Origin of the sequence: Pseudomonas fluorescens, assembly GCF_001307155.1 — a bacterium.
In the GTDB taxonomy this organism is placed as follows: domain Bacteria; phylum Pseudomonadota; class Gammaproteobacteria; order Pseudomonadales; family Pseudomonadaceae; genus Aquipseudomonas; species Aquipseudomonas helvetica.
The window spans coordinates 1,293,469-1,312,737 of the sequence record NZ_CP012830.1 but is presented as its reverse complement, the minus strand read 5'-3'; the positions used below and the strand labels follow the sequence as shown (position 1 = coordinate 1,312,737).

The window sequence follows — 19,269 nt, the reverse complement described above, 5'->3', positions numbered from 1 at the left end:
CCTCGAAATGATTTATGGGTTTCACAACACATCGACGTGACCCTTTTCGAGGAGTACCGCATGGCACCGTCCTTCGGCTATTGGCTGCTGGTTTATGCCGCTATCGCCATCATTGCGCTGATCGTTCTGATCGCCCGTTACCGACTCAATCCGTTCATTGTCATTACCCTGGTTTCCATTGGTCTGGCGCTGCTCGCCGGAATGCCGCCGTCAGGGGTGGTGGGCGCGTATGAAGCGGGCGTCGGCAAAACCCTGGGGCACATTGCGCTGGTGGTGGCGCTGGGCACGATGCTCGGCAAGATGATGGCCGAGTCCGGTGGTGCCGAGCAGATGGCGCGTACGCTGATCGAGCGTTTCGGCGAGAAAAACGCGCATTGGGCGATGGTCTGCATCGCCTTTCTGGTGGGCCTGCCGCTGTTCTTCGAAGTCGGTTTTGTGTTGCTGGTGCCGATTGCCTTTACCGTGGCGCGGCGGGTAGGCGTGTCGATTCTGATGGTCGGTTTGCCGATGGTTGCCGGGCTCTCGGTGGTGCACGCGCTGGTGCCGCCGCATCCGGCGGCGATGCTCGCGGTGCAGGCCTATCAGGCCTCGGTGGGGCAGACGTTGCTCTACGCGATTCTGATCGGCATCCCGACGGCGATCATTGCCGGTCCTCTGTACGCCAAATTCATCGTGCCGCGCATCCAGTTGCCTGCGGAAAACCCGTTGGAACGACAGTTCATCGAGCGCGAACCACGGGACCGCTTGCCGGGTTTCGGCATCACCATGGCGACAATTCTGCTGCCGGTGGTGCTGATGCTGATTGGCGGTTGGGCCAATCTGATCTCCACGCCGGGCAGCGGTTTCAACCAATTCCTGTTGTTCATCGGTAACTCGGTGATCGCCCTGTTGCTGGCGACATTGCTGAGCTTCTGGACCCTCGGTCTGGCCCAGGGTTTCAACCGCGAATCGATCCTCAAATTCACCAATGAGTGCCTGGCACCCACCGCCAGCATTACCTTGCTGGTGGGCGCCGGCGGTGGCTTGAACCGGATTCTGGTGGACGCCGGGGTGACTGACCAGATCGTCGGCCTGGCCCATGAGTTTCACTTGTCGCCGTTGTTGATGGGCTGGCTGTTCGCGGCCTTGATGCGCATCGCCACCGGTTCTGCAACCGTGGCCATGACCACCGCATCCGGCGTTGTCGCGCCGGTGGCCATTGGTCTGGGATATCCCCATCCGGAGTTGCTGGTGCTGGCGACAGGTGCGGGCTCGGTTATCTTTTCTCACGTCAACGACGGTGGCTTCTGGTTGGTCAAGGAGTACTTCAATATGACCGTGACCCAGACCTTCAAGACCTGGACGGTGCTCGAGACTTTGATCTCGCTGGTCGCGTTCGGCCTGACCCTTGGTCTTTCCTATGTGCTTTGAACAGCAGGTGCGGTAAATGGACATCCTCTATCAGATTCGCGCACGTCAGGATTCCTTCAGCGCCGGTGAAGGGCGGATTGCCCGGTTGATGCTCGACGACGTAGGGTTTGCCGCGTCAGCGAGCCTCGACGAGCTGGCGCTGCGAGCCGAGGTCAGCAGCGCGACACTCTCGCGTTTTGCCCGCAGCGTCGGTTGCCGAGACCTGCGCGATCTGCGCCTGCAACTGGCTCAGGCCAGCGGGGTCGGCAGTCGTTTTCTCGACCCGGCGGGGACGCCGGAGCAGTCGGCGTTTTATCGGCAGATCGTCGGCGATATCGAGTCGACACTGCGTCAACATTTGTCGGCGTTCGATGAGTCGCGTTTCGCCGACGCAGTGAAATTGCTGGGCAAGGCGCGGATGATTCACGCATTCGGCATGGGCGGTTGCTCGACACTCTGTAGCGATGAGCTGCAAGTGCGGCTGGTGCGCCTCGGCTACCCGATTGCCGCCTGTCATGACCCGGTGATGATGCGCGTGACCGCCGCTTCACTGGGCGCGGAGCATGCGCTGATTGCCTGTTCGCTGACCGGCATCACCCCGGAACTGCTGGAGGCTGTCGAGTTGGCGAGCAGCTACGGCACACGCATTCTGGCGATCACCCTGGCCGACTCGCCGTTGGCACAATTGGCCGATGTGCTGCTGCCGCTGCAAAGCGCCGAAACCTCGTTCATCTACAAACCGACGGCGGCGCGCTACGGCATGCTGCTGGCCATCGACGTGCTTGCCACCGAGCTGGCACTGGCAAATCCTGAAGACAATCAAGAACGTCTGCGGCGGATCAAGCTCGCCCTCGACGACTACCGTGGCGGCGATGATCATCTGCCGCTGGGAGACTGACATGCAGTACCACACGCTGATCCGCAACGCCCTGATCATCGACGGCAGCAACACGCCGGGTTATCTCGCCGACGTGGCGATTGTGAACGGACGGATCGCGTGCATCGGTAATTTGCAGGAGGCCAGCGCCGATGAGGAAATCGACGCGGCCGGACGGGTGCTCGCGCCAGGCTTCATTGACGTACATACCCACGACGACACAGTGGTGATCCGCCACCCGCAGATGCTGCCCAAGCTCAGCCAGGGCGTGACCACGGTGATTGTTGGCAATTGCGGGATCAGCGCCTCGCCGGTGAGTTTGCGCGGCGATCCGCCGGACCCGATGAATCTGCTCGGTACGTCCGCAGCCTTTGTTTATCCGTGTTTCAGTGATTACCGTGCGGCGGTCGAAGCGGCCAACCCGACGTTGAACGTGGCCGCATTGGTCGGCCACACGGCACTGCGCAGCAACCACCTCGATGACCTGTTTCGCACTGCAACGTCGAGCGAAATTGCCGCAATGCGCGAGCAATTGCGCGAGAGCCTGGAAGCCGGTGCGCTGGGCTTGTCCACAGGGTTGGCCTACGCCAGCGCCTTCTCGGCATCTACCGACGAAGTCATGCAACTGACTGAAGAGCTGACAGCTTTCGGCGCGGTCTACACCACCCATTTGCGCAGCGAATTCGAACCGGTGCTGGAGGCCATGGACGAGGCATTCCAGATTGCTCGCCACGCGAAAAGTCCGCTGATCATTTCCCATCTCAAATGCGCTGGCGCCGGCAACTGGGGGCGCAGCCCGCAACTGTTGGCGTCCCTTGAGCACGCCGCGAAAACCCATCCGGTGGGCTGCGATTGTTATCCGTATGCGGCGAGCTCCTCGACCCTGGATCTCAAACAGGTGACGGACGCGTTTCGCATCACCATCACCTGGTCGACACCACACCCTGACGTGGGCGGCCGCGACCTGATGGACATCGCCGCCGAGTGGGGCGTGCCGTTGCTGGATGCGGCCCGTCGCCTGCAACCGGCCGGGGCAGTCTATTACGGCATGGATGAGGCGGATGTGCGGCGCATTCTGGCCCACCCGTTATCGATGATCGGTTCCGACGGTTTGCCGGAAGACCCGTTCCCGCATCCACGGTTGTGGGGCGCATTTCCACGGGTACTGGGGCACTTCAGTCGGGATCTCGGATTGTTCCCGCTGCACACGGCGGTGCACAAAATGACCGGGCTCTCGGCGGCGCGTTTCGGCCTGAAACAGCGCGGTGAAATCCGCGAAGGGCATTGGGCGGATCTGGTGCTGTTCGACCCGTTGCGCGTGCGTGATGTGGCGGATTTCAACGACCCGCAACGTTCGGCCAAAGGCATCGACGGTGTGTGGGTCAATGGGGTGCGCAGCTATATCGATGGTCAGCCGAATGGACGTCGGGAAGGGCGGTTTTTGGCGCGTGAAGGAACTCTCGGTTCAGGCTTCAGGTAACAGTGATCTGTGGGGTTGATCACAGTGATGGCACTGTGCAATTAAAGAATGCCTTCCCCAAGCCGAAGCGCTGTCATGCAACCCACTTAGAGTGGGGCCTTTCAGTTTGGGAGTAGCGCAATGAGCTTCGGTAAAACCACCCCGATCCTGCGGATCTTCGATGAAGCCAAGGCGCTGGAGTTCTACGTCGACTTCCTCGGTTTCACGCTCGACTGGCAGCACCGTTTCGAGGCGAACTTCCCGCTCTACCTGCAGGTGTCGCGAGGTGAATGCGTGCTGCATCTGTCCGAGCACCACGGCGACGCAACGCCGGGTTCGGCGCTACGCATCGAGACCGATGAGCTGGAAGTGTTCCAGCAGCAATTGCTGGCCAAGGAATACCGCTTCGCTCATCCACAGATTCAGGCCATGCCCTGGGGGAGCCAGGACATGACCATCAGCGATCCGTTCGGGAATCGGTTGGTGTTTACCAATGCGATTTGTGTTTGAGACCGCTGGGCGGTCTACTGAGTTGTACAAGCGGGGGGTGTGCTAGTCTCAATCAATGATTTCATTGATTGCAGGAGGCATCATGGCCAGCATCACGATTCGAAACCTTGACGACCAGATTAAAGAACAACTGCGAATAGCCGCTGCCCACAATGGGCATTCGATGGAAGAAGAAGCCCGTTTGATTCTGGGAAGAGCATTGGCCACTGTTGACCGGGCAGGAGGGCTTGGTAGCCGGATCCGCAGCCGGTTTAGCGCAAACGGTGGGGTTGAACTCGATTTGCCTTCGCGCCAGGAGAAAGCGACAGCGGTGGATTTCTCCGAATGATAGTGCTCGATACCAATGTTCTTTCAGAGTTCATGCGGGCTGAGCCCGATATACACGTGTTGGCCTGGGTTGACGCACAACCGGCGATGGATCTGGCAATCAGCGCGGTTACCGTCGCAGAAATTCTCCATGGCATTGCCCGGCTGCCATTCGGTAAGCGTAAACAGAAACTTGAAGCGCATGCGATGGCGATGTTCGAAGAGGACTTTGCCGGAAGAATATTGCCTTTTGATGCTCATGCCGCTGTCGAGTACGCGACGCTGGTGGCGGGCTGCGAAGCCAACGGCCGAGCGGCGTCGATGGCCGATGCGCAGATTGCCGCCATTTGCCGAACTCACGGTGCCTCGATTGCTACTCGCAATGTTCGGGACTTTGAGTTTCCCGGGGTTGAGGTGATCAATCCGTGGGAGGCCTGAGCGCTGGATTGATCACCTTTGCTCATCCACAGATTCAGGCCATGCCCTGGGGGAGCCAGGACATGACCGTCAGCGATCCGTTCGGGAATCGGTTGGTGTTTACCCATGCGATTTGTGTTTGAGCGGATAACTGTATGGGGTGGCGGGTCAGTCAAGACAGACCTGTCATCTTCTATTCCGACTACCTCCCGGACGCGTGCGTTGTACCTGGTTTATTTGCTGGACACGTGCGTTGTATCCCGCATAGTCGGGGGGATTGCGTCCGGTCGGGATATTGACCCCTTCCGGAATGATCCCGCTGCAGTTAATGCAGGCAGGGAATGGCTGAGGGTTAGCCCCCCGAGATAATGTGTCTGTGAATACAGTGGTGTCGGCAAGTATCCTTTCCGCTCTATCCGGATAGAGCGCAACAATTGAGTTCACCAGTCGGACTTCTGCATGGGTCCCGGGGCCACCGGCGAGTATCGGCATGATCCCCGCCATTCTATCGATATGAGTTGCGATCCAGTCTCGCGTAGGTTGTTGCAGTTCATGGGCGTTACTGGACAGCCTGCTGATCGTAGGCGCATCTCTTAATACGTCTTCATCGATTGTTAAATTGTGGAACATGTCATTGCCCGCTGCGGCGTACCGGTTGGACACATCGGTCACATAGTCAGCCGTGTTACTGATCCTGTAGGTTCCGAATTGCAAGTAGTGCCCGGCGTTCGTGGCGTTGCCTGAGTAACGCATATCTACCCCTGCATATCCCCTCATACTGCCTTGAGGCTTTGGGATATTAAAAAAGTCGCTGAGCCCAATTTCGCTCGTTTTGATGTATCCATACGAGTGAGCAAGAAATTCCTGCCTCAGCAATCTCTTGTCTAAAAATTGATCAGAGCTTTTATCGTAGTCATCCGGCATCAAGCGATAGGTAAAGTCACCGTTAGCGGTATCCATGATTTCCTGTGAGCGGGCTCTGCCCCAATCCTCGAATTCTCTGAGGTCTTCGTCTCGCATCAGGCCCTTGTGATCGACAAATCTCACCGGGTTGTTCCCCACCATGCAATACAGATTCAACCCGTCAACCGCTCCCGCCGGATCAGGACTGATCCAACGCTGTAACCATGGCGCGTAATACCGGTGCCCGTAGTAATACAGTCCACTGGCATCACGCTCCTTGCCGGAATATCGAATCGTTTTGTAATCGGCCTCCACAGCCGAACGGGACGCCGTCCACGCCGTACCGCCATAAGGCAAATAACTTTCCTGACTGATCAGCGACGCCTGGTCGTCAAGCTCCAGCGAGCTGGACCTCAGATGGTCATCAAGGCTGTAGCGTATTTGATTGGCCGCGATATCGGCCGGTCGGCCTTGGGTCCAGTGCAGGTAGCGAACGCTACAGCGACCCGCCTGCAGGGTGATGACTTCCAGTCGCTCGTGAGTGCGGGTGCGGATTTCGAGGCCCGGCAGATAGCGAACTTCTCGGGTGTGAGTCACCGACGCTGCATGGGTAGTTTGAATCTTGCGTACACGTTGACCGCTGCTGTCGTAGCTGTAGCGCTCAATGTCATCGTGCCCGTCTTCACGTTGGATCAGCATGACACTGGCGAGTTGATTGCGGGTGTTCCATTCCAGCGCCTGGCCCGGTTGCAGCGCGTGCAGGTTACCGTTGGCATCGAAGTTTGCTGCAATGTCAGGAGTTGAGTCGCCCTTGTTCCAGGACTGGAGGCGATTGTTTGCGGCGGCAATGTTCAGGGTCCGGGTGTAGTTATTACGATCGCGAACATGGCGCAGTTCGGTCAGGTTGCCCCCGGTGTCGTACGTATAAAGCTCGGTAAAGTTGAACAACTGCCGGGCGTCGATCGGTGCTCTGCTGGAGATCGGAAGGTGGGGGTGGTTGTTGGGGCCTTCCGCTTCACGGCCTGTCGCGCTGGTCAGTTGGTAAAGGCTGTCGTAGGTGTAGGTGCTGATGGCTTCGACTCGCTGGTTGCTGCCAAATTGCACTGGCTGGGTCTTGTCCTCGATCTGCGTCACATTGCCCACTGCGTCATAGGTGTAGTGCAAGTCCTGCAGGGGGCTGCCAGACACGGACGCGCCGAGTGAGGTCAAGCGGCCGCTGGCCGGATCGAACAGGGCGCGACTGGTAACCCCGTTACCGGCAGTCTGGGATTCCACTTGGCCAAACGCGTTGTAGAGCAGATCCTTCACGATGTTATTTTCGATCACGGCGTCTTTTATTTTCAGGCTCACGGACTTGAGTTGACCCGCAACATCAAACGAGAAACGTTGTTGGTGCTGACCGGCATCGATTTGCTGGATCATTTCTCCCTGCGCGTCGTAGCGCCAGATCGTTTTGTGACCCTCGCCCTTTTCAAGCAGTACATTGCGGTCCTTCTCGTCTGTTGGCCAATGCGGCTGCCGGGGATCGATGAGGAAGCGCCGTGTCTGACCAGCAGGTTTGGCGCAGAGTGCATATTCATGGATGAGCAGGGTACCGGCGCTGTCATCGTGACGGGTCAGTGCACCACACAGGTTGCTCGCCGCAGCGGCTGACGAATTATCGCCATAGCTGAAGCGTTCTATCACGCGCAGATCCTGGCCTGCTGCTTGCTCCTGGATTTCGGTCGGCCGGAGCTGATTGTCGTAGCTCGTTTGCCAGTGGCTGCCACGCTGATCCCAGCTGCGCAGTGTCTGTCCGGCGTCACCAGGCAGACTCAGGCGCCACCCGGCATCGACACTGTCGACCAACAACTCCTTGCCGGACAGGCTGTAGACGGTGGTCAGATTGGCCTTTGGCATTTTGCCAAACAGTCGTGGGTCCCACTGCGCAACCAGGTGTCCGGCAGTGTCGTGGTCCTGGCGGGTAATACGTGCTTGAGGGCTGTCGTCTGCGCTGCCGCGCCAGTAAGCGATGTGCCGCACAGGCAGGCCACGGCTGTCGATGGCGTTGATCGTGGGTGTCTTGCGGTGAAGGCGTACGTTCATGCCTCACCTCCGGTTGTCGGGAGTGGTTTGGGCATGGCCTCTTCGAGTGTGTCGTTCTCGTCTTCATCCACGGTGTACCAGGGATGACGGGTTTGCCGCCGCAGACAGGAAAGATCACCTTGTTTGGCGAGTCGTGTGTGAGTCGGTCGCCCCAATGCATCGTAAAACTGCAAATCGCAGTGGCCGAACTTCCGAAAGGACACATCGTTGATGTAGCGGTGCTGATCGGCGAAGTAAGGACGGTAAGTTCGGATCGCCAATCCCTTGTTGTTGTATTCGACACGTTCACTGACGCGCCAGCGCTGCGCGGCGATCTGTTGCTGCGGTATTTTTCCGTTGAGCGTCAGCTCTCCTGTGTTGCTGACGACGTAGGCTGTTCCTGACTCGACCTTGAGCTTTTGTTGCAGTGTCCGGCCAAAGCCGTCACTGCAGGTCACGGCGATTCGGATTTGCCTTTGGTCGTCATCGGGATAACGATCGGCGGTCAGTGCAACAATGTGCACCGGCTCGCGAGCCGAGATGTCGAGTTCGGCTTTCAGTTTCGCTTCATCGGCCGAGAGTGTCTCAAGGTCCGCCAGACGACGCCGAATCGAGGCACAGATATGTCCGCTCGGCAGTAAGTCGCCGTTGGCTACGCAACGGGTCAGCCAGTCGGTGTCCTTCAGAGCGGTGTCCGAGGCGCGCCCCATCCAGCTAAAGGGTGCGTAATAGATGGCAATGGCGGCGTCTTTCAGAGCGTCTTCTTTGTTGGTGATCGCCTCGCTCGGACGGGTGAATACCGGACGTCTGTATTGGGCAACAGGTTTGAAACCTGTGAGCTTGTCACCCTCGCTGCGATAAAAGCTGCTGGCCAGTATCTGGCCAAAACTGTCGTAGAGGCCTTCTTGAATGTTCCCGTTCGGATCGGTGATGCGTCGGGGTGCAAGCGAGCGGTAATCGTAGGCGGCCTGGGTGATGCAGCCATCGGGCAGTTTGAACGCGGTGATGAGGCAGCCGTACTTGTCGTGGCTGATCTCGGTCACGCCCTGGCTTGTGCTCGGCTGGAGGGTTTTTACTTTGTAAAAGCCCTCCAGTGTGGCGTAGGTCGAGAAACCGCTTTTGACTGACCAGAGCTTTTTGAGGGACGTGGACGCCGGGAGAAAATCGGTCATGCGGTGATAGCCACTTCGTTCAAGCAGTTTTCCCTTGGGGCGAGTTGCTTGCGACAACACATCAAAGGCTTTCAGGGCTGTATCGTCCAGCTCGGCGGTTTCCAGATGGTCGGCCAGGGCTTCGAAGTGAGCGGTGCCGTCTGGCAAGGTTTCTGCGGTAGAAGTGTTCTTGTAGCGTTGCACGGACAGGCCCGTCAGGATGCTCTGGGTCGTCCAGTCGGTTCCCTTGATGAGTTCGATGAGCTTTTCGTAAGTCATGTCCTTTGTGGCCAGCCCTCCAGATGCATGCGCCTTGGGTCGTTTCAACGCATGGGTACGCTGGCGATAAGGCAGACCCAACCGCCATCCCTGGGGTGAATCCAGATGAATGAACTCGGTGCGGGTTTCGTTCAGGTAGTAGAGCTGTTGCGCCGGATCATGAGCATCGCGCCACCATTGCTGTTGGTCGGCATCGCTGAACGGCGGGGTATCACTGTCGGTTTTACGTCGGGCGTAGTGGACGCTTACGTTGTGGATCAGTGCGCCGAACCTGTCGTGCTGCAGATTGAAGATGTGCTGGCATTGCGGATCATCGGCAATACCCTCGTACTGGTAACTGATGGACTCCAGTGGCAGCGGCAACATCCGGGCGTAGCGCTGGCTACTGTCTGGCACTTGTAGCAGACGGACCTGATAGCGGTTTTCCTGAACCGAATAAAGCGTTCTGGTTTTCAGGCGTGTATCGATTCCGAGGATCTCGCTGCGCAGTAAATGACCACTCAGGGCGCGCGCCATTTCTAGGGTTGTCGCAGTATCAGGGGTAACGAGTGTGTCGCCCCCGATCTCGGGCTGGTATTGGCAAAGCAGTGCCTTGCCCAGTGCCACCGCTGCTTTGTCAGCGCTGTGATAACCGGTTCGGGGCAAGTCCACTGCTTGTCCGGTGTGGTACCAGCTCTTTTTCAGGCTCGGTGTCGTAAAACCTTGCGAGTCGGCATCACCGGGATTGGCTTCACTGTCGGTTTGCAGCAACAGGCCGAAACCGCGAAATTCCCGTTCGATACCGTCGTAATAGCCTTGGCGATAGGAAAAGCTCTGGGTCAGTTGATTGCCGGTAATCTCGTCGAGTTGGGTCTGGCTCGAAACCAGATGCAGGGCAAAGGGCAGATGACAGCTGCGGGGCTTGCCGGCTTTGATTCTCTCTGCTTTTTCATCCAGCCATTCCTGCGCCGAACTTCGGTAGCGGATGCTGCCGGCGGCGCCCATGTTGTTATTGGTGCCAGTAAGCAAATACGGTTTTTCACTGACGAAGTCGTAGCGCCAATGCTGCACTGTCATGTGCGGCACGCTGAGTATCAGGCTGGAACAACCGAGCCCTTGCAGGTCAGCGATGCTCACCTGGCAGAAACGATCGTAGCGCACACCTTGCGGCCAGGGCAGGGCAACTGACAGGTCGAAAGCATTGCCGCAGTGGTTCATGAATATCTGCGCATGGTCCGCATGCAGGTAGATCAGATCGGCGGCGCCCGAACCGTCCAGATCTGCCAGGCGAATACGTGAAGCGTCGAATGTCTCGTAGTCAAGTTTCGGCGAGCCCAGCACGAAGCCTTTACCGAAACGTCCATGTCCCAGGTTTGGCCAGCACTTCACTTCATTGTGGCGAACACGGACCAAGTGCGGTTGGCCACTGCCCAGGATATCGCTGAAAGCCACCAGCTCGGTGGGCGAAGACGTGAGCACGGGAAGGGCGTCTTCGTCCTCTTCCCGAGGCACTTCGCGGGCAGCAGCAAAGCCCTTTTCTCGTTGATTGGCATACAGCCGAACGCTGCGCGGGCCTATCAGCGTCAAGTCGCTTAGCCCTTCGCCCATCAGATCGGCCAACTGTCCTTGTGGATGAAAAAACTCCGTAGGGAACGCGTCGAGCGAGGCAAAATTCGACCAGTTTCGATCGGGGCCCAGGGAGAAAACCCCACTCAATCCTGGCTGAGCAATGACCCAGTTCAGTCGACCATCGCCTGTGAGGTCGCTCAGTGATTGGCGCACAGGTTTGGCAGTATCGGCGGTCGGGATCGTCGGCAGGGCGCGCCACTGATCGTAAGTCACTTTATTGCTTTTGGCTTTGGCGCGTATGGGCTCGCGGTAATACCAGGCATTTTCACTGGAATGAAGTACCCCCGGCAGCCCTTCACCGTACAGGTCTACCAGTTGGTAACGCTGACCGTCGTTGAGACCGGGCATGTCCTGAAACTGCTGCCAGTTGTGGGCGTCGGCCGGGAGCTTGAACTGACTGTAGCTGAACTCAACGGGAGGACGGCTATCGGCTGTTGTCGCGTTGCCGAACGCCTGTTCATGGGCCGCTGTCAGGTGTTGATAGCCCAGAGACGTTTGACGGTAATCGAGCAGCAGGCGTCGGACCAGAACGGGGTCGGTACCCAATTCATCGGGAAAGCGGTGAAACATCAGCACCTGGCGGCACAGGCGCTCCGTACGTAATTCAAAGCCGTAGGCGAAGCTGGAAAACCCGTCGCTACGGGGTTGCCACTGTTGGCCGTCATATTCCGGTTTCTGTTCGTACGCCGTGCTCCGTTCGCCGTAGTCGAACACCAGTTCGAAGTGCCATTGCACAAGCCTCAGGCGATCGGCTTTCCATAAGTAAAGGTGCGCATCGGCCTTGAAATTGCCATAGCTCACACGGCTCAAATAGCGCTGGGCCTTGGCGCCATCTGCCTTGTACTGGTAAAGGATGTGCTCGCCATGTGCGTTCAGGCTCTCCTCCAGCAGCCATTCGCCGACACGCTGCGAATTCTGCGGATCGGCACGACGCGATGCAGGTTTTTTTCCGAACACATGAAGGCTGCCATCAGCACCGTGCACCAGCCAGAAACCCGCTTTGTCGCTCTGTGAGGACCAATATTCAATACGGTCGAAGCTGCTTTCGATTCTCGGGAAGTGGCGCGTGACGGTATAGGTTTCGCCCAGTTCCAGGTCGTTGTAATGGTCGATGCGGGTTGAGGTGATGACGCCTTGTAGATCGCGCTCGGGCAACCAGACAACTCCACTGGGGCCGACAATCTCGTCATCCTCGGTATAGGCCGGCACACCTTTGCTGGTGCGTCGCCCGACGGTGGGTAATGACATCCCCCAACCGATGCCAAACACACTGTTACCCACCGAGCTGCCATAGCTCAGAGACAAGGAGGGAGCAAAGCCGCGACCCGGCGAAATCGGCAAGGCAAGCTCATAAGAGGCCGCGCCGTGGGCGCCGACGGCTCCCCAGCCTTTGCCAATGCTTTGAATCGCGCCGCCACCTTTGGGCAGTGACGGCGCGATGACAGGCAATGCGTTTTGTTCGTTCATTACGCACCTCCCGATCTGGCCGTGTAGCTCACGTGCACGATGATGTCGGTCAGTGAGTCCAGCATGGCTTTCTGCGCTTCGGGATTGGGAAAGGTCAGGCGCCATGTGGAGATGGCGCCGGTGTATTCGAAGGGCAGGTAGCGTTCATCGTTGAAGTTCAGGGTGAACAGGCCGTTGTCGTCGACTCCGGTGGAAAGGGCGATTTGCTGGCTGGCTCGCTTGTTTTCCATGAGCTGTCCTTGGTCACCTGGAGACATGAACACTTTGCTTGCGGTCTGGGTCAGCGTTGCCCGGATGTTTTCATAGGGGCCGAGGAGGACTGGCAAGGAGACGCTGAGGGTCTTGATGCGTCGTAGGTAATGCTTCTGGTCTTTGTAATCGTCTTCGAACATGGCGTGGGTCAGTTCGAAATCACAGATACCATCCTTCAGATCGATTTGAAGGTCCTTCCATTCTTTGTTGATTGAGCTGGAGCTGTCCTGGTCTTTGATCTGACGCAGCGACACGGTTTTACGAATCTCCAGTTCTCGCTCGTTACGCTGCAAATATTCGGCCTGCATTTTCAGCAGGCTCAGCTTCAACTGCTCACCTGCTCCAAGCCCACGGTAAGTTGTGTTCCAGGTCCCGGGTTGAACAAAGCGCGTGCTGAAGTCGGCGCGCTCGTATTGCCAGCAGGCTTCGGCGGCCAGGCACAAGGCTAGTGTCGCGTCGTAGGCCTGGTAGTACAGCGTGGCAAACTGGCTGTTGAGCCATTGGTAGAGCTGCGCTTTGGTAAAGCGTTTGCTGAGGAAGTCGTAGCTGGCCTTGGTCTGGCTCAGTGCTGTTTCAGCCTGGCGTAATTGCAGGCGTGTGGCGGTTTCCTGCTCGGTGAAGTGCGCGAGTTGTGCGTCGATCTGGTCCAGTTCGAGTTGTGCCTGATCACGGGTCAGGGTCCACTCCTCCCGCCGACGACTGAATTGCGCCGTACGGTCGAGATGGCTGGCCGCGGTGCGAGTCGCTATGGCGGAGCCTTGTGCGAGCGCAGTGGCGGCATGCATCCCGCCTTCCCAGCGGCTACCACCATTACTGAAACCAAAAATATTGGGGACCATCATCATGCCGCCCGCGACGACCTGGGAGGCTGATGCCGCCAGTTCGGATGCGCCGCTGCTCAAATACAGTTGGCTGGCGGCAGCTTCTTCTTGAGTGACATCCTTCTCCAGCAGCTGCTGATAGTGGCTGATTCGGCCCCGGACGATCGCTTTGCTGGCCAGCAGGGCCTGGCGGTTTTGCCGGTCGATGCGCAGCGCCTGGGTTTGCAGGTCGACGGACATTTTCGCCAGGTCCCAGGCGTGCTGTTGCTGCAATTCCTGCAACCGGGTTTGTTCTTTACGCTCGATCAGCGACAGCAGCGTGGCGCCGAACTGGTTGACACTTTCCACTGCACTCAGGGCCTGACTGTGCATGACCGTGAAGCGATAGTGCGGGATTTGTGTGCTCGGCAGATTCGAAGCTCCGCCGCTTGAAGCGCTCAATGCATTGGCGCTGAGCAAGGCGCGAGGGTCCAATGGCGCCGCGAATAACGGCAAATGCAAGGGCTTGCCGACGATGTCGAGGTTATGCCGCAGGTTGTACAAACGACTCTCGGCGATGTCCCAGCGCTTGAGCAGTTCCGGGTTGAACGGCAAACGCAGATGCTGGGTATCGATAGCAGGTAAAGATTTCTGCGGACTGCCTTCGCGTAATTGCAGGGTTGAACGGATCAGTGAATCTTCGAATGTGCGCAGGCTTTTACTGGGTGCCTTGCTCAACGCTTGCAGGCTGATAGCCGACCACTGATCGACTTGTTGAACAACCGGGCGTGGCCCCAACAGATCCAATGCCCGCACATACCAGCGCTTTGCCTCGCCGAGGCTATCGGGTGTCAGTTCGCGGTACGCGGCATCGCCTCGGTTGATCAGAATGTCGAGGTACAGGAAGTACAGCGTCTTGCGAAAATGCACAGGATGGCTAAGGGCGATCTGGTGCGGATCGTGAGGTGCCTGGCTGGAATATGAGGGGACATCGGGGCCGGTCAGAGGGACCGCATTCCAGTAACCGGACTGCTTACGGCCTGGATCGAAGGCATAGCGAATCCAGCGTTCGGCCTCGTCGTATTGGTGTTCTGTGTTCAACCGATGGGCGATCAGCCACGGCAGGTACAGGAACAGTTCTGTGAAGTAACGACCGTAAGGGCCGTGGAAATCCATGGTTGTTCCGGAATCGGTGTCTGCAATTTTTGGCTCTGGCAGACGTTGTGTTTCCGTACTGAACAGTTTGTCCAGACTGTTTTCGGTACGTTGGATCAACTCTGCGGCGAATGCGGTGTTGAGTCTGATTGGCTGACGACCGGGAAGTCCTTCGTCGCTGTGCGAAATCGTCGATTCCGAGAAGTCGAGAAACTGCACCGTGCCCGAACGTTTAATTGTGGGAGTGCGGAAATCGTTGCGAATCCTGAGTCTGATGGCAGCAAGATAGTAAATTTCTGTTTTTTTTACCGCGTCGTTAGTAATGCAATATCCGTAATAAAAAGGTTCACCTTCTGTCTTGATTTGGTCGGTGTCGAATGTGGCTGTAAACTCTTTATCTAGGTGAGGCAGGGTCTTGGACGAAGAGGTACGTTCGCGTTGGGAGTCTCTAACGGATAGTGGCCGTAATATAACGTATTTAATTGAATCGCCACTTTTGAGGGAATGTGCCTCCTTTAATTTAAGACTCATGGTAAGCGTTGGTTTGGTTGGGTCATAGACTATGTTGGCGGTAAATTCGTCGGGCTTTTCAATGGGCGCTACATTTTTATCTTTTAAATCAATGGGTATTGAAGTCTTTAATAATGCTGTGCGTGCATTGGATCTTGCTTGTGCAGAGATTTTTGGTTGAAGTGAGTGCGTGTTGGAAAGCACGCAGAGATCTTGCGTAAGTGTGTAATGCAGATGCCGTCGGTTTTTTGCTGTGTCTTCTTTAGGAATGAATACTCCTGGGCTGTGCGTGAGGTATTTGTCGACGCTGGCTGTTTTCAGAAAGATAAAGCTGTTGTCGGCCTTGGCATCTTGCGGGTTAACGTATAGGGCAATAATCAGACAATCCTGCGAGTTCTCCTGGTGATGGACGGCGACAGTACCTGTCAGCGACTTGATTGAACTCAAGTCCTTGTCTTGCAGTGTTACATCGTCGCCGTAACCCTGCAGGCAGGTTCGCGCGGTGCTCCAGCTGCCATCGTGTTTACGGTAGCTGAGGCTTAGCCGAAACAGGGGATTGTTCTTGGTCGTTTGGCTTTCGCTGGAGTGGGCGGCAGGATCCTGATGAATGCATTCGGCCCAGACGACAAACAGGCGATTGTTGAACCAGACCGGGCGAATCGAATGCTCGATGGCGTCATCCGGAATGGGCACATCGGCTTTTTCCCAGTCCGACCAGGCGAACGGGTCGGGTTGATCAGTCTGGGCTGGGCGTTGCGCCATGTTCAGCGAACGCCAGAAATAGGTGTTCTCGCTACGGGATTTGGCGATGAAGTAATAAGTGCTGTTGGCGAAATCTGCACCCTCGATATAGCCATTGAGGATGTTCAGGTTGGCGACTTCTTCGAACCGGGTCAGGTAGGCCAGCACGGCAGTCTGAACGGCATCGGGTTGAATCCGGTTTTGGCTGAGGTCGTTTTCCAGTTGCTGGAAGTTATCGCTCTTGTTGTTTCTCAGGCCGGGGTCCAGATAAATCGCGGGGAAGTACTGCAGCTTTTGATGGGCGGCCCAGGTTGGGTACTGGTGCATCTCATTGCGCCATGTCTGCACATGCTCGGGAGCATCGGTTGCCGAGTCATAACCGGGCTCCATGTTCATCAGAATGCGATTGATGTAGTGCTGCAGGCTGGCAATGGCACAGGCCACGGGGGTGGTGGGCACATCCTGGCTGACCAGCACATCGAGTAACCAGTATTCGTAGAGATCCTGGGCGGTCTTGAGCTTGAGGTTTTTTGCCGTGGCGTCGACGGGCACGACTTTGTTCAGATACAGCGCCAACAATGCATCGCGCAGGCGTTCATCAAGCTGCTTTTTAATGGCAACGGTCATATTCGATCCTTGAATAGAGGTGTACGGGTCAATGACGGGCAGCGAGCACGGCTTCACCCACGGTTTTCCAGTCGGATGTTGAGCTGTCGGCTGTCAGGGCCGTAGCGTTGAGCAGGAGGCTTGCCGACAGTCCTGTGCGCTTGCAGCACGTTTGGCAGCGCATGATCCAATCCACTTCCTCCATTGTCCTGGCGCGGTTTTGCCCTAATAGCGCGGTCAGGCAACTGACCTCTTCGATGCTCCAGTTCAGGAGGTTGGCCAGCAGGCCGTTGGAGTCTTTCGCCGGGGCCTCATTCGCCAAACGCAAGTAATGCAAAAGGTTTTCTTCTGACTGCGGCTGATGGCGGGCGCAATGACTGAAGCGTTCGAGCAAGTACAGCGTTTGAGGTGTCAGGGTTCCTGGGCTGTTCGAGGCGAGCCACGCAGGATTACTCATCAATTGCTGTAGCGTGCTGCTGTTCAGGTGCAGCCCCTTGCAGGCTCCGGCAGCGCGAAGGACCTTCGCCAACGATTGGGGTATTTTTCCTGGCGAGAAATTTTTGATCTCCGTGACGACTGCCATAGTGGAGGTGTCGCCCATCGCCATCACGCTGGGGACGTATTCGGCGGATAAGTCGGCAATGTCATGCAGCAGCGTTTCCACCAGGCGCTGTTGATGGTCAGCAGAAGGGGTGGTGTCAGCTCGAAATGTCTCCAGCCGTCTCTCCAGCTCAGGGGGGAACGGTAAGTCGTCCTTCGTTGAACTGAACAAGCGACACCATTGCAGCACATCACGGTTGTTTTGCTTGAGCCAGTCAACCGCCCATTCCATGGCCATCAATACGTCAAGTATGTCGCTTGAATGATTATAGGGGTCGCTCAATTTACCTTTAGCCAACAGCTCGCAGAACGCTTCCCCTCCCAGCGTTCGCGCCATTTCTGTGCATTCGACAGGCGACAAGCCAAACATCTGTGCGATGCGGGCCTGGCGGTAAAGTGAAGACACCGTGGGTAAGTCGTGTTTAAGCGAAGAAAGGTGTTCTTTGGTCTGTGCCGCGAGCAGTAACAGCGAGTCTTGCGTGACGGTCAGCCCCAACCCCGCGCCGAGATAGTTGAGGCTCGGTTGCGATTTGGGGGCTTTGATATCAATGTCCTGTCCCGCGTTTTGCAGCAGAGGATTCGGGAGCAATTGAGTGCGGTTGAACACTTGATCGAACAACGGAGCACGATCACCGCAAGCGGATGTCGGCATGTCGTGCAGTAGCGAAGCAAACTCCTCGGGCGCGATGCCGTAACGCTGATTCAGGTATCGATACACCCCCAGGACACGGAGGGTGTTTGGATTGAGCCACAGTGATTTCAGGCCGGGCAGTGATGTCGTGCCGTCCGAGTGCATGGCGTTGACGATCAGTGTGTCCAGTTCGGCCGCGGGGATACCGGTCCAGCGCTGCAGCCGGACCATACGCAACAGGACGTCAAAACAAATTACGGGGAGGATATTGAACGTCGCGGGGCTCGTCGCTACCACCATTATCTTGTCGCGAGCTGACGCCGTGTTGATGTACTCGCAGCCATAAAAATGACGACCGGCCCCCGGGCTGTTGGTTGAGGCTTTCGGACGGTGTTTACCCTGCGCCAGCAACTGATCAATCTGCTCCATCGTCAGCCCGGTAAGCTCCTTGAAGCGCTCGACGCTAAGCCTTGGATCGGAGACTTTAGTACCGTAAGCCTTCACCTCTATATCGGGGTCGAGTGGCTCGATCAGTATCTTCTGCTGCTCCGGGCTCAGGCCGGACATCAGTCTCTGAGCCTCGGAAGAGGGCTTGGAAATGCTTCCGTATTCAGACTCGTCGAGCAAAAAAGGCAGTTTCAGACTGACCTGATAATTCAACTCGCCCAGCGCCGGTTTATCTGCACCCAACCCAAGCAAGCACTGGTGATGATGAAGGTCATAGGGCAGAGAGAGCGGGTAGCGCTCGCAGGCCAATACTTCGTGAACGGACTTCGTGTTGTTGGTTTTTTTCAGGTGTTCCTGGACATGACTGCTCAAGGTGTCATTGACGATGCTCAGCATCGGCTTTGCTGCGAAGGCACTCTGGTGATCCAGCGTCAGGTTTTTGAGGTCCGGACGCCTCTTCTCCAGGGTGATCTTGTCGGGGTGTGTGGACGATTTTTCCAGTTGTCCGGCAAACAGATACAGCGCTCGCAGATAGGCCACTGGCGAGTCGATTGCAGCGATATCACCGTCCTTGCAAAACTGCTCCCAATTCTCGTTGAACAATGCTTGATAGGTGGCGGGCCCTGACGTCGACTCGGTACCAACACTGCGCCGAACACGTCGACTGGCATCGCCGGATGACAGCTGATGCTCCTGATACAGACGGCTGATCTGTCGGGCATAGCTCAGCGCGTTGCCATACGCCTGCTCGGCGTTTGCGTCGGTATGCCTGGCGAGTTCAAGGGTGAACTCCTCTTTGGTCATGCGCACAATGTCGAACACCGACTCAAAGCCCATGCGCTGCATGGCTGTCTTGAAGTCTGCTTTTGTCTCGTCTTCGTTGCCTGGGGAGTCAATCAACCTGTGTAACAGCGAGCCGTTGCTTACGTCCATGTGTTGTCATTCTCCTGTTCGAACGGAATGTTCTTGGGCAGAAGAAAACGTACAGGAGTCAGTCTGGAATCGCGGTAGGTTGGCTGGGGATTGGGCTGTACGAAAAAGCAATCCGTTGTTCGGATTTATCGTCGAGAGAACGCCGGTATTCAGCCCCCATACCA

10 protein-coding genes and 1 pseudogene are annotated in these 19,269 nt (G+C 57.1%); 7 read left to right on the top strand and 4 right to left on the bottom strand.

Going from position 1 to position 19,269, the window contains the following annotated elements:
- Nucleotides 1-60 precede the first annotated feature (60 nt).
- From AO353_RS05900 to AO353_RS29540, 7 genes and pseudogenes are all read left to right on the top strand, one after another.
- Nucleotides 61-1,410 (top strand): GntP family permease, encoded by a 1,350-nt coding sequence (locus AO353_RS05900; protein WP_054594112.1) that lies wholly within the window; start codon nucleotides 61-63, stop codon nucleotides 1,408-1,410.
- Between the two features lie 16 nt (nucleotides 1,411-1,426).
- Nucleotides 1,427-2,287 carry a MurR/RpiR family transcriptional regulator gene (locus tag AO353_RS05895; protein WP_054594111.1) on the top strand — a complete coding sequence of 287 codons (861 nt, stop codon included), beginning with the start codon at nucleotides 1,427-1,429 and terminating at the stop codon, nucleotides 2,285-2,287.
- A 1-nt stretch (nucleotide 2,288) separates the two neighbouring features.
- On the top strand, nucleotides 2,289-3,746 hold the full coding sequence (locus AO353_RS05890) for an N-acyl-D-amino-acid deacylase family protein (RefSeq protein WP_054594110.1): 1,458 nt from the start codon (nucleotides 2,289-2,291) through the stop codon (nucleotides 3,744-3,746).
- Between the two features lie 120 nt (nucleotides 3,747-3,866).
- A complete protein-coding gene (locus AO353_RS05885; protein ID WP_054594109.1) occupies nucleotides 3,867-4,235 on the top strand; it encodes a glyoxalase superfamily protein in 369 nt (122 codons plus the stop codon).
- 82 nt (nucleotides 4,236-4,317) lie between these two features.
- Nucleotides 4,318-4,563: a FitA-like ribbon-helix-helix domain-containing protein gene (locus AO353_RS05880; RefSeq protein ID WP_054594108.1), complete on the top strand. Its 246-nt coding sequence runs from the start codon at nucleotides 4,318-4,320 to the stop codon at nucleotides 4,561-4,563.
- On the top strand, nucleotides 4,560-4,979 hold the full coding sequence (locus AO353_RS05875) for a type II toxin-antitoxin system VapC family toxin (RefSeq protein WP_054594107.1): 420 nt from the start codon (nucleotides 4,560-4,562) through the stop codon (nucleotides 4,977-4,979). The genes AO353_RS05880 and AO353_RS05875 overlap by 4 nt, the downstream gene beginning before the upstream one ends.
- A 17-nt stretch (nucleotides 4,980-4,996) precedes the next feature.
- Nucleotides 4,997-5,101, top strand: a pseudogene (locus tag AO353_RS29540) (VOC family protein); the annotation flags it as partial.
- A 43-nt stretch (nucleotides 5,102-5,144) separates the two neighbouring features.
- On the opposite strand, the gene AO353_RS05870 reads toward AO353_RS29540, so the two are convergent.
- Genes AO353_RS05870 through AO353_RS05855 form a run of 4 tightly spaced genes read right to left on the bottom strand, consistent with a single transcriptional unit; the run spans nucleotide 5,145 to nucleotide 19,105 of the window.
- On the bottom strand, nucleotides 5,145-7,946 hold the full coding sequence (locus AO353_RS05870) for an RHS repeat-associated core domain-containing protein (RefSeq protein WP_054594106.1): 2,802 nt from the start codon (nucleotides 7,944-7,946) through the stop codon (nucleotides 5,145-5,147).
- Nucleotides 7,943-12,430 (bottom strand): SpvB/TcaC N-terminal domain-containing protein, encoded by a 4,488-nt coding sequence (locus AO353_RS05865; RefSeq protein ID WP_054594105.1) that lies wholly within the window; start codon nucleotides 12,428-12,430, stop codon nucleotides 7,943-7,945. The genes AO353_RS05870 and AO353_RS05865 overlap by 4 nt, the downstream gene beginning before the upstream one ends.
- Nucleotides 12,430-16,515 carry a neuraminidase-like domain-containing protein gene (locus AO353_RS05860; RefSeq protein WP_237142963.1) on the bottom strand — a complete coding sequence of 1,362 codons (4,086 nt, stop codon included), beginning with the start codon at nucleotides 16,513-16,515 and terminating at the stop codon, nucleotides 12,430-12,432. The genes AO353_RS05865 and AO353_RS05860 overlap by 1 nt, the downstream gene beginning before the upstream one ends.
- Before the next feature lie 28 nt (nucleotides 16,516-16,543).
- Nucleotides 16,544-19,105 carry a Tc toxin subunit A gene (locus tag AO353_RS05855; RefSeq protein ID WP_054594104.1) on the bottom strand — a complete coding sequence of 854 codons (2,562 nt, stop codon included), beginning with the start codon at nucleotides 19,103-19,105 and terminating at the stop codon, nucleotides 16,544-16,546.
- Nucleotides 19,106-19,269: the final 164 nt, after the last annotated feature.

Coding starts and splice junctions, on each gene's coding strand:
- AO353_RS05895 (WP_054594111.1), top strand. CDS start 1,427: ATGGACATCCTCTATCAGATTCGCGCACGTCAGGATTCCTTCAGCGCC.
- AO353_RS05900 (WP_054594112.1), top strand. CDS start 61: ATGGCACCGTCCTTCGGCTATTGGCTGCTGGTTTATGCCGCTATCGCC.
- AO353_RS05875 (WP_054594107.1), top strand. CDS start 4,560: ATGATAGTGCTCGATACCAATGTTCTTTCAGAGTTCATGCGGGCTGAG.
- AO353_RS05880 (WP_054594108.1), top strand. CDS start 4,318: ATGGCCAGCATCACGATTCGAAACCTTGACGACCAGATTAAAGAACAA.
- AO353_RS05860 (WP_237142963.1), bottom strand. CDS start 16,515: ATGACCGTTGCCATTAAAAAGCAGCTTGATGAACGCCTGCGCGATGCA.
- AO353_RS05870 (WP_054594106.1), bottom strand. CDS start 7,946: ATGAACGTACGCCTTCACCGCAAGACACCCACGATCAACGCCATCGAC.
- AO353_RS05855 (WP_054594104.1), bottom strand. CDS start 19,105: ATGGACGTAAGCAACGGCTCGCTGTTACACAGGTTGATTGACTCCCCA.
- AO353_RS05865 (WP_054594105.1), bottom strand. CDS start 12,430: ATGAACGAACAAAACGCATTGCCTGTCATCGCGCCGTCACTGCCCAAA.
- AO353_RS05890 (WP_054594110.1), top strand. CDS start 2,289: ATGCAGTACCACACGCTGATCCGCAACGCCCTGATCATCGACGGCAGC.
- AO353_RS05885 (WP_054594109.1), top strand. CDS start 3,867: ATGAGCTTCGGTAAAACCACCCCGATCCTGCGGATCTTCGATGAAGCC.